We start from the raw sequence: 17,040 nt of genomic DNA, 5'->3' as shown, positions 1-17,040 counted from the left end.
CCTTCGCTAGCATTGAATCCGCCGCGCAAGCGGCCGTTCGTGTTTTCTTTGCGGAGGCATCATGAATTCTCTGGTTTTCCTGGCAAGGGCAACCCTTGCCGCACCCATCAAGTCTGTTCGGATCAACTCCCGCCGCGCGCCCGATCGGGAACCGAAAGCGATTCGGGGGCTTCCCCGCGGAATCGTTCTGGTCGCGCTGGCAGGCGCACTCGGGTTCTGCGGCGTCGTTTCCGGCGCCGAAGCACCGCTCACGCTTGCGGAGGCGCAACGTCGCGCAATCGAGCGCTCCCTTCAGATACCGGCGCAGGACGCGGCCGTTACTGCCTCTCGCGAAATGGCGGTGGCGGCCGGGCAATTACCCGATCCCGTGCTCAGGCTCGGGGTCGACAATCTGCCGATCAATGGCCCCGATCAATTCAGCGTCGGACGCGACTTCATGACGATGCGCCGCATCGGCGTCATGCAAGAGTTCACGCGCTCCGAAAAACGCCAACTGCGTGCCCAGCGATTCGAGCGCCAGGCCGAAAAGTCCCGCGCCGAAAAAACCGCAACCATCGCGTCCATCCAGCGAGATACGGCGCTCGCCTGGCTTGACCGCTACTACGATGAGGCCATTGCCGCGGTGATTGCCGAGCAGGCGACGGAGGTCAAGCTCGAGATCGTGGCCGCTGAAAGTGCGTATCGCGCGGGGCGCGGCAGTCAGGCCGACGTATTTGCGGCGCACAGCACCCTTGCCGCATTGGATGATCGCGCGAGCGAATTCAACCGGCGCATCAGCTCAGCGAAAGCCGTCCTGGCGCGCTGGGTAGGCGAAAGCGCCGAGGCGCCGCTGGAGGGAACGCCCGCCTTCGATTCCATTCGTCTGGATACGGGTGCGCTCGAGGCCGATCTCGCCCATCACCCGCAACTCACCGTCCTCAGGAAGCAGGAAGAAATCGCTTCGACCGAAGCCAGGATCGCCCAGGCCGACAAGAAGGCGGACTGGAGCGTCGAAGTGACGTATAGCCAGCGCGGCTCCTCCTTCTCGAACATGGTGTCGGTCGGCGTTTCGATTCCATTGCAGTGGGACCAGAGAAACCGCCAGGATCGGGAGTTGGCGTCCAAGCTGGCGACGGCCGATCAAGCCAGGGCCGAGCGTGAAGAGGCGCTGCGCGCGCACATTGGCGAAGTACGTGCGATGGTCGCCGAATGGGAGAACGGCCGCGAACGTCTGACACGCTACGAGAGGCAGCTCATCCCGCTTGCCAAGGAGCGCACCAAAGCCGCGTTCGGCGCCTACCGGGGCGGCAAGACCAGCCTCACGGATCTCCTTCTCGCACGACGTAACGAGATCGACATGCGGATGCAGGCGCTGCAACTGGAAATGGAAACCGCGCGCCTGTGGGCGCAACTGAATTTCCTGTTCCCGGTGGAGGGGAATGCGCCGCATGCCGCCTCGCCGTCCACCGCCGCCTCGACGAAGGAATCGAAATGAAGACCAGGAATCTCCTCCTCGCGGTCGCCGCCGCCGGCCTTCTCGGCGCAATCGGTTATGGCCTCTATGAGGTCGGCATGAACCGGGGCATGCAGATGGGGGACCCGACTCCCAGCGCCGCCGCACCTGCCGACGCCAGCGCGCAAAAAACGGGCGCCATCGATCCTGCCACGGGCAAGACGGTTCTTTACTGGCACGACCCGATGGTACCGGGACAGAAGTTCGACAAGCCTGGCAAGTCACCCTTCATGGACATGCAGTTGGTCCCCGTTTATGCGGACGGCAACGGCGACGAAGGTAAGGTGACCATCAGCTCGCGCGTCCGGCAGAACCTGGGGGTACGGTCGGTCGAAGTCACCAAAGGCGCGTTGGCGCCGGCGGTGGTAGCGGTCGGCACCGTGCTCTACAACGAGCGGGAATTAGTGGTCGTTCAGGCACGCAATAACGGCTACGTGGAGAAACTTTACGTGCGGGCGGTGCTCGACCCTGTGCGCAAGGGAGAGCCGCTGGCCGAACTGTACCTTCCCGAGTGGGTGGCGGCGCAGGAAGAGTACCTGTCCGCGCGGCGCATCACCGATACCGGCCTGGAGGGCCTGATGGCGGGTCTGTTGGAAGGCGCCCGTCAACGCATGCGCCTCGTGGGCATGCCAGACGATCAGATCCGCCTGGTCGAATCCACCGGCAAGGTACATGCGCGATTGACTGTAACCGCGCCGATCAGCGGCGTGGTCGCGGAACTCGGCGCGCGCGAGGGCATGACCGTGATGGCGGGTGCGTCCCTGTTTCGGATCAACGGACTCGAACCCATCTGGGTAAACGCGGAGATCCCCGAGAGCCAGGCTGACATCGTACAGCCCGGCAATCCGGTGGAAGCGCGCACGCCCGCCCTTTCCGGAAAGGTGTTCAAGGGGCGCGTTGCTGCCATCCTGCCCGAGATCAACCCGGCCACGCGTACGATCAAGGCGCGCATTGAGCTTGCAAATCCCGGCGGGCAGCTCAAACCCGGCATGTTTGCGACGATCGACTTGACCCCGCGGGGCCGCCAGGAAGTCCTCATGGTGCCCACCGAGGCGGTCATCCAGACCGGCAAGCGCAACGTCGTTATTGTCGAGGAGGGTGCGGGCAAATTCGCTCCGGTCGATGTCGAAATCGGCATGGAGGCCGACGGCAAAACCGAAATCCGCGAAGGACTCGAGGCTGGCCAGAAAGTCGTTGTCTCGGGCCAATTCCTCATCGATTCCGAGGCAAGCTTGAAAGCTTCCACCATGCGCATGGAAGACGCGCCGGCAACGGTTGCCGGTGAGCGCATCGGCATGACGCATAAGGGCCAAGGCAAGGTCGAGAAAATCAGCGAAGGAGAGATCACGCTCTCGCACGGCCCCATCCCTTCGCTGCAGTGGGGTGCGATGACCATGGGCTTCAGGCCGCCTGCGTCCGGTCTCCCCGCCAATGTGGCCGTGGGTGACACGGTCGCTTTCGAGATTCGACAGACCAAAGACGGGATGTACGAAATTACGAGCATCACCCCGATCGCCCGGGCACCCGTTGCGCCGACCAGAGGCGAAGCGCAGGGCAGCATGAAGGGGCCGAAGAAATGATCGCCAGACTCATACGCTGGTCGATCGCGAACCGTTTCCTGGTGCTGCTCGCGACGCTGATGGTCACGGGCTGGGGGCTATGGTCGCTGTCGCGAACTCCGTTGGACGCGATTCCCGACCTGTCGGACGTGCAGGTGATCATCCGCACCATGTTCCCGGGACAGGCGCCGCAGATCGTCGAGAACCAGGTGACCTATCCGCTGGCCACCACCATGCTGTCGGTGCCGGGCGCGAAAACGGTGCGCGGTTACTCGATGTTCGGCGATTCGTTCGTCTACATCCTGTTCGAGGACGGCACCGATCCGTACTGGGCACGCTCGCGCGTGCTGGAATACCTGAATCAGGTGCAGTCGCGTCTTCCGCCGCAAGCGAGGACCTCGCTCGGACCCGATGCGACCGGCGTGGGCTGGGTATTCGAATACGCGCTCGTCGACAAGAGCGGCAAAATGGATCTGTCGCAGTTGCGGGCGCTGCAGGATTGGTTTCTCAAGTACGAATTAAAGACGGTGCCCAACGTTTCGGAGGTGGCAAGCGTGGGCGGCATGGTACGGCAGTACCAGATCGTGCTCGACCCGGACAAGCTGCGCAGCTACAACATCACCCACGGCAAGGTGATCGATGCGCTCCAAAAGGCGAACCAGGAAACCGGCGGTTCGGTGCTGGAGCTGGGCGAGGCGGAATACATGGTGCGCGCCTCCGGCTATCTGCAGTCGCTCGACGATTTCCGCAAGATTCCGCTGATGACCACCGAGGCAGGCATATCGGTACGGCTGGGTGACGTAGCGCGTCTTCAGGTCGGGCCGGAAATGCGCCGCGGTATCGCGGAACTCGATGGCGAGGGCGAAGTGGCCGGCGGCGTGATTGTGATGCGCTTCGGCAAGAACGCACTGGAGACGATCGACGCGGTCAAGGCGAAACTGGAAAAACTCAAGCCGAGTTTGCCGCCGGGCGTCGAAATCGTCCCCACCTACGACCGTTCCAGCCTCATCAAGCGTGCGACCGCAAACCTCGCGCAGAAGCTCGTCGAGGAATTCATCGTCGTTGCGCTGGTCTGTGTGGTGTTCCTTTTCCATCTGCGCTCCGCTTTCGTGGCCATTGTTTCCCTGCCTCTGGGTATATTGATGGCCTTCATCGTGATGTACTACCAAGGCGTAAACGCCAACATCATGTCCCTCGGCGGCATCGCCATCGCTATCGGTGCGATGGTGGATGCCGCGGTGGTGATGATCGAGAACGCGCACAAGCACATCGAAGCATGGCGCCACGCGCATCCCGGGCAACCATTGGCGGGTGCCGAGCATTGGCGGGTGATCGGCGACGCCGCCGCCCAGGTCGGGCCGGCGCTGTTCACCTCGCTGCTGATCATCACGTTCTCCTTCATCCCGGTGTTTACGCTTGAAGCCCAGGAAGGCCGGCTGTTCTCGCCGCTCGCCTACACCAAAACCTATGCGATGGCCGCCGCCGCGGGACTGGCAGTCACGCTGATTCCGATACTGATGGGCTACCTCATCCGCGGTCGGATTCCCGAGGAAAAGAAAAACCCGCTCAACCGCGCACTCATCGCGCTGTATCGGCCGCTACTCGAAGGCGTGCTGGCCTTTCCAAAGACCACGTTGCTCGCTGCGCTGCTGATCCTGCTGGCGAGCGCCTATCCCGCCACCCACATTGGTGGCGAGTTCATGCCGCCGCTGGATGAGGGTGACCTGCTGTACATGCCCTCCTCCTTGCCCGGTCTTTCCGCCGGAAAGGCATCTGAACTATTGCAACAGACTGACCGGTTGATCAAGACCGTGCCCGAGGTGGCGACCGTGTTCGGCAAAGCCGGCCGCGCCGAGACCGCCACCGATCCGGCGCCGCTGGAGATGTTCGAGACTACCATCCAGTTCAAGCCGCACGATCAATGGCGTCCGGGCATGACGCAGGACAAGCTGGTCGAGGAACTGGACCGCATAGTGAAGGTACCGGGTCTGTCGAACATCTGGGTGCCGCCGATCCGCAACCGGATCGACATGTTGGCGACCGGCATCAAGAGCCCGGTGGGTGTGAAGGTGGCTGGCACAAACCTGCAGGAAATCGACAAGATCGCCGCGCAGATCGAGCGCGCGGTCAAAACCGTGCCGGGAGTCAGTTCGGCGTTCGCCGAGCGTCTTTCCGGCGGGCGTTATATCGACGTCAATATCGACCGTGACAAGGCAGCGCGATTCGGACTGAATATCGCCGACGTGCAAAGCATCGTCTCGGCCGCGATCGGCGGTGACAATGTCGGCGAGACGGTCGAGGGGCTGCAACGCTTTCCGATCAACGTGCGCTATCCGCGCGAAATTCGCGACTCCGTCGAGAAGATCCGCGACCTTGCGGTGCTCACCGAGCGAGGTGCGCAGATTCGTCTCGGCGATGTGGCGACGATCCGCATCAGTGACGGGCCGCCGATGCTGAAAAGCGAGAACGCACGGCTGTCGGGCTGGGTGTACATCGACCTCCATGGGCGCGATCTCAGTTCCGCAGTGCGCGACATGCAGCAAGCGGTTGCCAAGGAGATCAAGCTTCCGGCCGGCTACTCCATTTCGTGGTCCGGCCAATTCGAATTCCTGGAACGCGCCACAGCCAAACTCAAGATCGTCGTACCAGCGACGCTGCTGATCATCTTCGTCTTGCTCTACCTCACGTTCCGACGTTTCGTCGAAGCGTTCCTGATCATGGCTACGCTGCCTTTCGCGCTGGTAGGCGGTTTTTGGCTGATTTACCTGCTGGGCTACAACATGTCGATCGCTTCCGCGGTGGGATTCATCGCACTGGGCGGCGTGGCGGCGGAGATCGGGGTGGTCATGCTGCTTTACATTAATCAGGCGGTAATTGCCCGTGAAGAAAAAGGACAGCTCACTAAAGAGCAGGATCTGGCGCAGGCGATCATCGAGGGCGCGGCACTTCGCGTGCGCCCAATCGCGATGACGGTCGCCGTGATCATTGCAGGCTTGCTGCCGGTGATGTGGGGCACTGGCACCGGCTCGGAGGTGATGCGTCGCATCGCTGCCCCGATGGTCGGGGGGATGATCACCGCACCGCTGCTGTCCATGGTGGTGCTGCCGGCCGCCTATTACCTGATCTATCGCCGTCGAGCAGATTTGAGACTTGTCCGACTCCACGACGACGAGCAAGTAGCAGAAAATCCGTCAAGCCGTGATGTTGTTACGCGGTCATGAAGGGGTGATTTCATGCACGAGAAGATTTTCGCGACTTTCCGCGAATTGGCGTTAGATGAGGCTGTGTTTCAGCAGTGTCGTGTCTTCAACCAAGCAACGTAAGGAGTGGAAAATGGACGAAAGGAAGAGAAATACGATGAGAGCCGTTTCGGGCGCCGCGCTTGCGGCCGCGGCAGCAGGCCTGTTCCTGGCCGGTACGGCTGGCGTAATCGCGGCGGACAAGACGGAAGCCAAGGTGCATTGCGCGGGTGTCAACGCCTGCAAAGGCAAGAGCGAGTGCGCATCCGCCAGCAACAGCTGCAGCGGTCAGAACGCCTGCAAGGGCAAAGGCTGGGTATCCGTCAGCGAAAAGCAGTGCTTGGAAAAAGGCGGCAAAGTGGAGAAAAGCTGAGACGCTTCGATCGCCGCCTGCTATCGGGGAGCATGCTTCGGCGTGCTCCCTCTATATTCTTGAGCAGTGCATAAGGATTGTCCCCCGTTTTTTCTTGAGAGCTAATCATGAAGAACACTGCCAATCCGCTTTTGCATTTCCTATTCTTTGTGCTCTCAATGCTGTTTGGTGGCATCACCTTTGCTGCCGGCGATCCAACTCATGGCATTGCCGTTTTCCGGGCATGCATTGCGTGTCATTCCGTCGAACCCGACGAGCACATGACAGGCCCGAGCCTCGCGCACCTCTGGGGCCGTAAGGCCGGGACTGCGGGAGGGTTTACCCGGTATTCGGATGCATTGAAGCATGCGAACGTAGTGTGGGATGAGCGCACCCTGGACCAATGGCTGCGCGATCCGGCGAAATTTATTCCCCACAACGACATGACGTTCCCCGGTATCGAAAGCAGCAAGGATCGCCGGGACGTCATCGCGTACCTGAAAGCGGTCTCCCAAGGTCATGCGCCCGCGCCATCCAAAAATGAAGGCGGCATGGGGATGATGATAGGTCGCAACAAACTGGATCTGAAAAACACCGACCCGAAGATGCAGGTCGTCTCTCTCGAATACTGCGGCGATACCTATATCGTCAAAACGGCAACGGAACAAACGTACAAATTCTGGGAGTTCAACCTCCGCTTACAAACGGACTCGAGCAAGTACGGCCCCCTCAAGGGAAAGCCGATCATCGTGGGGACCGGCATGATGGGTGACCGTGCAGCGGTCATATTTACTGCACCGCGCGAGATTAGTTCGTTCATCAAGGAATCGTGCCACTGACCAATCAGGTCGGCGGAAGCGGGGACCTTTACTCGACCGTGAGCTCGTAACGCTGGAGAAAGCTGCGACACCTCAGATTGAATCTAAACGAACTGGCTTGACTCTGTACGTACGTATAGGGTTTATAGTGCGTTCGTATAGAGGGACAGATGGCCAGCACAGAATTGACGATCGGAAAGCTCGCTCGACAGGGCGGAGTCAACATCCAGACTATTCGCTATTACGAGCGCCTAGGACTGATCCCGAAGCCTAACCGTTCTTCATCGGGCTACCGCCTTTACGACGAAGAGACCGTCAGGCGATTAGGCTTTGTCCGTAAGGCTCAGTTGCTTGGCTTTTCCCTGCACGAAATCGACGAGTTGCTGTCGCTCCGAATGCGGCCCGGGATTACTTGTGCCGACATACGGATGAGGGCTCGCCAGAAAATCGCGACTGTGGTAGAAAAAATCGCCGAGCTCACACGGATACGCGGCGCACTAGCAAAGCTTGCCACGGCGTGCCGGGGTGAAGGCCCAACCAGTGAGTGCCCCATCCTGGAAGCCTTTGACGCTCACCGGAGTTGAATGCATGAAAGTCGAACTGGTATACGACGCGGATTGTCCCAACGTGGCAGTCACACGCTCATTATTGATCGAAGCGTTCACCAAGACTGGGACTTCGGCACGCTGGCGGGAGTGGGAACGCAATACTTCAGGCACGCCGACACATGTAAAGAAGTACGGCTCTCCAACGATTCTGGTCGACGGCCGGGATGTTGTGGAGATGATTCCGGGAGCTGGCGAAGCGAGCTGCAGGGTCTATAGGGCTCAGGATGGCAGTTTGAGCCGCACACCGACGCTGGAAACGATCTCCGCGGTGCTGCTTCATGCCGCTGGTCATCCAGCCAATGAACAAGGCCGCTTGCGTACTCTTGTCGCGTCACTGCCCGCGATCGGGGCCGCGCTTATGCCGAAACTTACGTGTCCCCTTTGCTGGCCGGCTTATTCCGCCCTCCTCAGTGCGATCGGTTTGGGATTCGTCGACTACACACCCTACCTTTTGCCGGCGACCTTGGCATTTCTAGTCGTCGCCGTAGGCTCGCTCGCGATCGGAGTCCGTAGAACTGGCCGGCTGCTACCACTCGTCCTCGGCATCACTTCGTCAGCATTGGTTTTATTTGGCAGATTCGTTTTCGATTCCGACTGGACGACCAATGTCGGCGTCGCATTGCTCGTCGGAGCAATTTTCCTGGCTGCTCGAAGACGACCCGTTCACCCCACTTCCTGTCCTGCCTGCGCAGGGGCAGAGAGCGAGCCTAAAACACAGGCGCAGTAAGGAGATCGCAGATATGGCCGCTACTCGAAAGATCGAAGTGTTCAGTGCCGGTTGTTCGGTCTGCGAGGACACAATTGCACTGATCAACCGCTTGGTATGTCCATCGTGCGAAGTAGAAATCCTCGACATGCGCAATGCAGCTGTTGCAAAGAAGGCGAAGGCCCATGGCGTAGGTAGGGTTCCCGCCGTCGTTGTCGACGGCCGACTTGCCGATTGCTGCGTGGGGCGCGGGCCGAACGAGGCAAGCCTCAGGGCGGCGGGGATCGGGACACCTTAACCAAGAACGTTATGGGTGCTCATCAAACCAGTACCAGCGGCGACACTTGCGCCTGTTCCATTTTGGAGAAGCCGGGCATGAACGCGACCAGCGTCAACTTGGCGACGCGCCCAGCTCCCGGCGTTGCGGCAAGGAGCCGACGCTGACACCCATGGCTGCTGCTTGAACGCCAGCTTCGCTCGGAAAGCACAGGGTGAATACGGTCGGCCCTTCGGGCGTGCTGCGCACACTCGCGGACCCACCGTGCAACTGCATGATGGAGCGCACGATCGCTAGCCCCAGCCCCGAGCCGCGCTCCGACCCGCCCCGCGCTTCGTCCATCCGGAAGAAGCGATCGAACACTCGTGACAGGACGTTGGCGGGAATCCCCGAGCCGGGGTTGGAGACCTCGACGAGGACGCTCGCATCGGGCGCGAGGGCAAAGGACACCATGATGGCTTCGCCCCTATGCGTGTGGCCGATGGCGTTGATCACGAGGTTGGACAGTGCTTGCCGCAGCAGCTCGGGGTCGGCCCAGATCGCCGCGTTGCCTTCAATACACAGCTCCAGCCCGTGCTCGGCCAGCAGCCCCTCGTAGTACTCGGCCACGTGCAAGACTTCCTGTCTGCCGTCGAGGAGCTTGCGGTGCAGGGCAGTCTGCGCGTTGTCCGCGCGCGCGAGGAACAGCATGGCGTCGATCATGCGGCCGAACCACTCGCACTCCTCTACCGCGGAGGCCAGCACGGCCTGATACTCCGGCGCGGTGCGCACGCGGCGCAGCGCCACCTGGGCCTCGCCCATGAGATTGCCGATGGGCGTGCGCAGCTCGTGTGCCAGCTCCGAAGAGAACTGGGACAACCGCCGGAAGGAATCCTGCAAGCGCTCGAGGGCGTGGTTGAAGGCCATAGATAGTTCCTGCAGCTCGCGCGGCACGCCGTCCACAGGTAGCCTCTCGTCCAGCCGGCTCGCCGAGATCTCGCCCGCCCGACGCGCCATTGCGTCGAGTGGGACGAGCGCGCCCCGCACGAGCGGGAAACCCACCAGGCCCGCGATGACGGCCGCTACGACAGCCGCCACCACCAGCCTCGAACGATAGCGCCGGGCGAAGTTCTCGCGCTCGGTCACGTCCAGCGCGAGCATGATGGCGATGGGCGTGTGTTCGGCGTCCCCAAGAGCACCCGACGCGACCAGCGCCCGCCATATGCGACCCTCGTGCGTAAGCGTGCCCATCGGTTCGCCCGCGCGTTCAGAGGTGCGCGCGCGCGCCCAAACGCTGTCGGCCAGCGAGCGAGCCTCGTAGGAGGACTCGATGGTGTGGCCCCGCGAGTCGCTAAACACGAAACTCAGCCGCTGATGCAGCGTCTTGGCATCGAGCAGGCGCTGGGGGTTGGCGCGCAGCTCCTCGAAGGAACGTTGCTCCGCCAGGATCTGCCGTACAAAGGCCGCATTGCCCGCCAACTCGCGCCGATCCTCGGTCGAGAACTCCTCCTGGAAGGTGTAGTCGAGATAGAGGCAGATGCCGACGTGCGCGGTCACCAGCACGGTGACGAATCCGACGGTAAGCCTCGCCGTCAGCGAGACCGGTGCTCCGGCGCTAGCCATGTCTTTCCTGCTCCTCCAGGACGTAGCCCATGCCCCGCAGCGTATGGATGAGCTTGCGCTCGTAGGGGTCGTCGACCTTGGCGCGCAATCGGCGAATGGCAACGTCGACGACGTTGGTGTCGGTGTGGAAGTTGATGTCCCAGACCTGGGAGGCGATGTAAGCCCGGGACAGGACATCGCCGTGGCGCTGCATCAGCAGCGCGAGAAGGGCGAACTCCTTCTTGGTCAGATCTATCCTCTTCTGGCCTCTGCGCGCACGGCACCGACGCAGGTTCAGCTCCAGGTCCGCCATCTGGAGCACGTCGGGTTCGCGCCCGGCACCGCGGCGCATCACCGTGCGCATGCGCGCCACCAACTCGGCGAAGGCGAAAGGCTTGACCAGGTAGTCGTCGGCGCCGAGCTCCAGGCCGCGCACGCGGTCGGCCACCTCGTCGCGTGCGGTCAGGAACAGCACCGGCGTCTGCTTTTGCCGCCGCAGCGCCGCCAGGACCTGCCAGCCGCTGACGCCAGGCAGCATGATGTCCAGGATCACTAGCTCGTAGTCGCCGGTGGTCGCGAGGTGCAGTCCGTCGACCCCGGTTGCCGCGGTATCCACGATGAACCCCTCTTCCGTGAGGCCCTTGCGCAGGTACTCACGGGTCTTGATCTCATCCTCAACCACCAGCAACCGCATCGTCCCCCTCCCCGACGTCCCGCCAATTCTCGCGCAAACGGCACCCGGGACATCATTACAAAAATGTAATCCTGCTGTCAGGCGGGCGTTTGCCGCAGGCCGCTAGGATGGCTCCATCTGTCGTGACTGTGCAACAAGTTGTCTCCCACGCACTGGGCAGCAACAACCGACAAGGAGTCGATGTGCTTCAAAGGACACGGTCATCTGATTCCACGCGCCGAGCAGGAGGTCGCCTCCTATCGACACGCCGTACCTCTCGTCGGGCGCGCCGCCGTAGGAATGGCTGCGACCGTGTTGACTCCCGAACACGGCAAGCCGATGTCTCAGCACAACTTGAGCGGCTGGATCGGCCGCCAACAGGGAGATAAACACCTCTTGCTTCCACACACGGATGCGGGGAAGTGCGCGCGCTCAACCCGATATCCCGCCACCAACACAAGGCAGCAGCGCAGGGCTGGCCCAAGGTTTTGGGACACTTGGTACCGCGTCCTTTCTTGTGCTGCCCTCGTGTACCGGAAAGGACTAGATAAGCACCCACCCGGTCTAAGTAACCCTACCACAAGGAGATAGTGATGAAGAGGAGTATAGCTATGAAGAGGGGACTCATCGCGTTAGCGGTAGCTGGCGCCTTCGCCGCACCGGCCGCAATGGCGGAAGTCACGCTGAGCGGCGCCATCAACATGGGTATCCAACTTGGAAAGTCGAGCAGCGATACCGCAGGTAACCCCGGACTGACCACTAACCAGTTGCATCCGAGCTATTCGCACATGGATCTCGAATCTGTGGACGATATAGGGGGTGGCAACAAGGTGGTCATGCATTATCAAATGGATATTTCCGGCACATCGTCCGCGAATCCAGGACGCGCGGGCGGCGCCATTGGGAACCGTAACTCCTTTTTAGGACTCACCGGCCAATGGGGTGCGTTCAAGGTCGGGACGAACGAGAACGTGTACGAGAAATGGATGTATACGGCTGATCCGCTTGATGGCGCGGTAGGACCCGGCGGGAACCTTAATCTCCTGGGTACGCCCGGCGCAGCCACAGTGTTTGAAGTTGGTCAGGCCGGCTGCGGTCCTACAGCCACAACCGGCTGCGTCGGCTTCTATCGTCGTGCGGAGCAGGAGATTTGGTACGAGAGCCCGAACTGGAGTGGTTTCTCGTTCGAAGTCGATTACACGCTGAGCGCATTCAAGACCCAGACCACCGATCCGAAGATTGTGTCCATCGGCGGCAAATTCCAACCGGACGGCATGCCGTTCTATGTGGATCTGGCCTACGAAAAGCATGACGACATGTTCGGCGCTAACAAAATCGTGGGCTTTGCCGGCGGGACAAGTTCTAGCGACAATGCCGTGCAGATAGGTGGCGGCTACACGATTGGCGACCTTGGCCTGCACTTGCGTTACGAGCAACTGAAGTACAAGACAGACGGTTCCGCAAGCGCCGTCAACGAGTACAAACGCACTGCGTACTGGCTCGCGGCTAAGTACAATTTGCCTTCCGGCTACGTTGGCGGCGAGATCGGCGTTGCCCAGAAAGGTAAGACCAATGTCGGCACGGCTACCAACACCGGTGCGAAGATGTTAGGCGTCGGCTACTTCCACAATCTGTCAAAGCAGTCGCAACTGCAATTTATTTTCGCTCGTACCAACAACGAGGATGCCGCCACTTACGTTCAGATCGGGGCACCGCTTGCGGGGGCGGGAACTACCAACCAAGTATTCGATGTCCGCCTCAAACACGTCTACTGATATTCGCATCATCTGTCTACGGTGACGGGACGAGCGCCTCTTCGGGCGCTCGTCTTGGTTCCCGAACGCAATAAAAGCCGCATGGTTAGCGTTGTCGATGAAATAGAACGAGGGAAAGCCGCGCTAGAACGGGCTGCCCTCGACCAGCCTGAGCTCGTTTCACAGCCCGTTGCCGTCGTCCTCCCGCAGGAAGCGCGCATGACCTCACAGCGCATTCTGATCGTCGACGACGAGGCCGACATCCGCAGTCTCCTGCGCGAGGTCCTCTCCGACGAAGGCTACGAGATCGAGCTCGCAGCCGACGCGGCGCAGGCGTACGCCTCGTGCGCGCGGCGGAACCCCGATCTGGTGCTGCTGGACATCTGGATGCCGGATACCGATGGCATCACGCTGCTGCGTGAGTGGTCGCGTGGCCCGACCATGGCGGATTGTCCTGTCGTGATGATGTCCGGCCATGGCACCGTGGAGACCGCGGTGGAGGCGATCCGCCTCGGCGCGTTCGACTTCGTGGAAAAACCGCTGTCGCTCGCCAAGCTTCTGCGCACCGTGGAGCGGGCACTGGATGCCGGCCGTCAGAAGCGCCAGAGAGCACACGCGCTGTTGCCGCCGTCGGTCGCGTCGGTGGGGCGCAGCCGCGCGATGCAGTTGATCCGCCAGCAAGTGCAGCAGATCGCACCGCACGACGTGCCGATTCTGCTGTTGGGCGAATCGGGCACGGGCCGCGAGGCGTTCGCCCGCTACATTCACTCTCTCAGCCCGCGTAGTGCGCAGCCGTTCGTCGCAGTTGTCGCGGGCAGCCTTGCGGAAGAGACTGCCGCCGCGCTACTGCATGGACGCGAGACGGCCGCGGGTGTCGAGCCCGGGCAATATGACCAGGCCGACGGAGGCACGCTGTTCATCAAGGGCCTGGAGGATCTGTTGCCGGCCGCGCAGCGGCTGCTGCTCGCCGATATCGAGAACGGCCACTATACGCGGCTCGGGGCCGCGCAATCGCGGCCGCTCAACGTACGGTTCCTGAGTTCCGCGCAGCCCGGCTTCGAGGCGCGCGGGGTGCCGGAGCCGTTCCGCCGCGATCTGCTGTCGCAACTGAACGTGGTGACGCTGCGCGTCCCGCCGCTGCGCGATTACGTTGAGGATGTGCCGGATCTGCTGCGCTACTACGTCGATCGGCTGGCGGATGACACCGGGCTGCAGTTCCGGCGCTTCAGCGTGGCCGCGCAGAACCGGCTGCGCAACTATCCCTGGCCCGGCAACATCCACGAGCTCAAGAACCTCGTGCAGCGGCTGCTGATTCTGAAGGGCGGAGAAGAAATCGGTCTCGATGAAATCGAACGTGAGCTGTCCAGCCAGCTTCCGGTCGACGAACCGCGGGTGAAGCCGGACGTGCTGGCGCTGCCGTTGCGCGAGGCTCGCGAGCAGTTCGAACGCGCGTACATGCAGCAGCAGTTGCTGATCTGCAACGGCAGGGTCGAGCAGCTTGCCAAGCGCGTCGGCCTGGAAAGAACGCATGCGTATCGCAAGTTCCACTCACTCGGACTGGCGTTGCCGTTGCGCGAGGCTCGCGAGCAGTTCGAACGCGCGTACCTGCAGCAGCAACTGCTGATCTGCAACGGCAGGGTCGAGCAGCTTGCCAAGCGCGTCGGCTTGGAGAGAACGCACTTGTACCGCAAGCTCCACTCGCTCGGGGTTGATTTCCGGAACATAACACACGACTGAAAGACAGACGGTCGCCCGATATGGCAATCGCCAGGCGACACCGCCGTGCGCATCCTTGTGGATGCAGGCATGGACACCGCTGAAAAGAGGATTGCCGGCGACTGCTACTACATGCGGCTGTTAGCGCAGGCGGATGTTGGGATAGAGCGTCGCGGAGCGCGCGGGGTGATGCAAAGGAGACTTTTTCTGCGCCTGCAAGGGCAAGAGCGAGTGCTCGTCTGCCAAAAACGGATGTAGCGGGCAGAACGCCTGCAAGGGCCAGGGATGGTTATCCATGACCGAAAAGCAATGCCTCGCGAAAGGCGGCAAGGTGGAGAAAGGCTGAGGCGTTTTCGCCGCCGCCCGCGATCGGGGGAGTATGCCTCAGCATGCCCCTCTGGTCCCACTCGCCGGCTCTTTCGAATCGCGGAAGCCCATTTTTGAATTTCAGTCAAACGGGATAGTGGTATAGTGCGCGTCGTGCGCATCCCTGTTCAAAAACTCATTGTTTCAGTTCTCATCGTGTTCATGCTCAACACTCTAAGTTGGAGCGTGAGCGCGGTGGCTTTTGCCGATTGGGTGGCAAGCGAACAGGCATCAGTACAATCAGACGACACGGACAGCAACGCGCCAGATACCGGTTACCCGGAAAAGAGCGGTAAGCACTGCAATGAAGGCTGCCACGTTTTTAGCCATTTGCTGGGCCTCGTATATGTCACTCCCGTCAATCGTCCGACGCTCGACTCTTTCGCTATCCACGGTTCCCTGAAATTTCCGCGGGATCGCTCTCCGGATGGCCTCTTCCGCCCGCCCCGCTTCTCCGCTCTAGCCTAACCGTTACCACGTTCGATCTCGGTTGATGCCCGTCGTGCACGGCTGCATGACGGGTGTTGTTCATGCTAGACGGAGGTTCTATGCCGGGCCACTTTGCCCCAGGCGCACCTGCCCGTTCCATTCGTGCACTTGCGAATAGGGTGGCGCCGTTTTTTCTCATCGTCATTTCAAGTACGCTGTCCTTGGCTGCCGTTCGGGCGGAACCGCTAACGCTCGATCAGGCATGGGCACGTGCCGAACAGGCCAATCCAGAGCTGCGCACGGCTAACGCGGGGCTATCTGCCGCCAGGGGTCAACTCAAAGACACTCACGGGTGGTTCTGGAATAACCCGCAGATTTCCACCGATCTCACACGGAGAACGCTCGCGCAGTCCGGACTTCCCGGCCAGGCATTCGGGGAGTGGAACATCGGGCTTGCCCAGACCTTTGAGCTGGCTGGTCAGCACGGCTACCGGCGCCAGGCGGCTGAACTTGAACTCGATGCAACCAACGAAAGAATTGCGGAACTCCGACGCCGGATTCATGCAGCAGTCGAACAGCGATTTACGCGCGTGTTGGCGTTGCAGAAACGCATCGAGATCGAACGCGATTCGTCGAAGTTGATTCAGGATGCAGCGGCGGCGGTAAAGAAGCGGGTTGGAGCCGGAGAAGACAGCCGTCTCAACGGGAATCTAGCCTCCGTTGAGGCCGAGCGTGCTCAAAATCAAGTAACACTGTTGAGTGAACAACTCATTCAGGCGCGTGTGGACCTTGCGGCCTTAGTCCAGCTACCCCCGAACAATCTTCCCGAGGCAATCGGTGAGCTTAGCGCCGCCCGGCCCCGTTACATCCTGCAGGACCTGCTCGACAACGTCGCCAGTCGCCCTCTGTTTCGCGCCCTCAACCTTCGTGAACAGGCCGCAAGAAGCAAGCTGGCCTTGCAGCGCGCATCGACCTACCCCGACATCACGGTGGGAGTGACGACCGGCCGCGAGGGCCCCGGCGACGCAAGAGAAAATCTCACGATGCTGTCCATCTCCATGCCCTTGCCTTTGTTCAAGCGCAACGCTGGCGGAGTTGGTCAAGCATCCGCGGAGCTTACGCAGACACAGATTGAGAAACAGGCGGCGTCACGCGATGTCGAGGCACAAGTGCGCGCGACGTGGCAGCGGCTGGAAAGCCTTCATGCCCGCGTAGGTCGACTCACCGAATCGGTGTTGCCGAGTCTGGAGGAAAACCAGCGCTTGTCTACCGTTTCCTTTCGTAGCGGAGAGATCGGCCTGTTGCAACTCTTGCTGGTCAACCGGCAGCTTTTGGATGGGCGGCGCGATTATCTGGACGCCGTTACCGATTTCAGTCAAACGCGGATAGCGCTTGAAGAGGCCGCAGGTTTCGTCGTGAAAGACAACGCCCGCTGAGCGGCTCCTGACATCCCGTAGTCCGATGAATCCT

General features: G+C 61.3%; 15 protein-coding genes. 13 read left to right on the top strand and 2 right to left on the bottom strand.

Annotated features, from left to right (window positions below; translation table 11 throughout):
* Positions 1 to 61: 61 nt before the first annotated feature.
* From HY067_19925 to HY067_19890, 8 genes are all read left to right on the top strand, one after another.
* The gene (locus HY067_19925; GenBank protein MBI3530222.1) at positions 62 to 1,474 is read left to right on the top strand and encodes a TolC family protein; all 1,413 of its coding nucleotides are present in this window, start codon (positions 62 to 64) and stop codon (positions 1,472 to 1,474) included.
* Complete coding sequence (locus HY067_19920; protein ID MBI3530221.1) at positions 1,471 to 3,072, top strand: efflux RND transporter periplasmic adaptor subunit; 1,602 nt, start codon at positions 1,471 to 1,473, stop codon at positions 3,070 to 3,072. Before HY067_19925 ends, HY067_19920 begins: the two co-directional genes overlap by 4 nt.
* The gene (locus HY067_19915; GenBank protein ID MBI3530220.1) at positions 3,069 to 6,272 is read left to right on the top strand and encodes an efflux RND transporter permease subunit; all 3,204 of its coding nucleotides are present in this window, start codon (positions 3,069 to 3,071) and stop codon (positions 6,270 to 6,272) included. Before HY067_19920 ends, HY067_19915 begins: the two co-directional genes overlap by 4 nt.
* A gap of 136 nt (positions 6,273 to 6,408) precedes the next feature.
* Positions 6,409 to 6,663: a hypothetical protein gene (locus HY067_19910; GenBank protein ID MBI3530219.1), complete on the top strand. Its 255-nt coding sequence runs from the start codon at positions 6,409 to 6,411 to the stop codon at positions 6,661 to 6,663.
* Between the two features lie 107 nt (positions 6,664 to 6,770).
* On the top strand, positions 6,771 to 7,481 hold the full coding sequence (locus tag HY067_19905) for a cytochrome c family protein (protein MBI3530218.1): 711 nt from the start codon (positions 6,771 to 6,773) through the stop codon (positions 7,479 to 7,481).
* A 149-nt stretch (positions 7,482 to 7,630) separates the two neighbouring features.
* On the top strand, positions 7,631 to 8,044 hold the full coding sequence (locus HY067_19900; GenBank protein ID MBI3530217.1) for a heavy metal-responsive transcriptional regulator: 414 nt from the start codon (positions 7,631 to 7,633) through the stop codon (positions 8,042 to 8,044).
* A 4-nt stretch (positions 8,045 to 8,048) separates the two neighbouring features.
* Positions 8,049 to 8,795: a MerC domain-containing protein gene (locus tag HY067_19895; protein ID MBI3530216.1), complete on the top strand. Its 747-nt coding sequence runs from the start codon at positions 8,049 to 8,051 to the stop codon at positions 8,793 to 8,795.
* 13 nt (positions 8,796 to 8,808) lie between these two features.
* The gene (locus HY067_19890) at positions 8,809 to 9,072 is read left to right on the top strand and encodes a thioredoxin family protein (protein ID MBI3530215.1); all 264 of its coding nucleotides are present in this window, start codon (positions 8,809 to 8,811) and stop codon (positions 9,070 to 9,072) included.
* Between the two features lie 93 nt (positions 9,073 to 9,165).
* Here HY067_19890 and HY067_19885 read toward each other — a convergent pair whose 3' ends face one another.
* On the bottom strand, positions 9,166 to 10,653 hold the full coding sequence (locus HY067_19885; GenBank protein MBI3530214.1) for a heavy metal sensor histidine kinase: 1,488 nt from the start codon (positions 10,651 to 10,653) through the stop codon (positions 9,166 to 9,168).
* Positions 10,646 to 11,326 carry a heavy metal response regulator transcription factor gene (locus tag HY067_19880; GenBank protein MBI3530213.1) on the bottom strand — a complete coding sequence of 227 codons (681 nt, stop codon included), beginning with the start codon at positions 11,324 to 11,326 and terminating at the stop codon, positions 10,646 to 10,648. The genes HY067_19885 and HY067_19880 overlap by 8 nt, the downstream gene beginning before the upstream one ends.
* A gap of 590 nt (positions 11,327 to 11,916) precedes the next feature.
* Between HY067_19880 and HY067_19875 the strand changes: the two genes are divergently transcribed.
* The 5 genes from HY067_19875 to HY067_19855 all read left to right on the top strand — a co-directional run bounded on the left by HY067_19875 (position 11,917) and on the right by HY067_19855 (position 17,006).
* Positions 11,917 to 13,080: a porin gene (locus HY067_19875; protein ID MBI3530212.1), complete on the top strand. Its 1,164-nt coding sequence runs from the start codon at positions 11,917 to 11,919 to the stop codon at positions 13,078 to 13,080.
* A 198-nt stretch (positions 13,081 to 13,278) separates the two neighbouring features.
* Positions 13,279 to 14,796: a sigma 54-interacting transcriptional regulator gene (locus HY067_19870; protein ID MBI3530211.1), complete on the top strand. Its 1,518-nt coding sequence runs from the start codon at positions 13,279 to 13,281 to the stop codon at positions 14,794 to 14,796.
* A gap of 69 nt (positions 14,797 to 14,865) precedes the next feature.
* Entirely contained in the window at positions 14,866 to 15,033 is a 168-nt protein-coding gene (locus HY067_19865; protein MBI3530210.1) for a hypothetical protein, read from the top strand.
* Positions 15,034 to 15,246: 213 nt separating this feature from the next.
* Positions 15,247 to 15,609: a hypothetical protein gene (locus HY067_19860; GenBank protein ID MBI3530209.1), complete on the top strand. Its 363-nt coding sequence runs from the start codon at positions 15,247 to 15,249 to the stop codon at positions 15,607 to 15,609.
* An 80-nt stretch (positions 15,610 to 15,689) separates the two neighbouring features.
* On the top strand, positions 15,690 to 17,006 hold the full coding sequence (locus tag HY067_19855; protein MBI3530208.1) for a TolC family protein: 1,317 nt from the start codon (positions 15,690 to 15,692) through the stop codon (positions 17,004 to 17,006).
* Positions 17,007 to 17,040 lie beyond the last annotated feature (34 nt).

It is taken from the genome of Betaproteobacteria bacterium, assembly GCA_016194905.1.
Taxonomy (GTDB): domain Bacteria; phylum Pseudomonadota; class Gammaproteobacteria; order Burkholderiales; family JACQAP01; genus JACQAP01.
The sequence above is the reverse complement of the archived record's forward strand: the minus strand, read 5'-3'. Positions and strand labels throughout refer to the sequence as shown.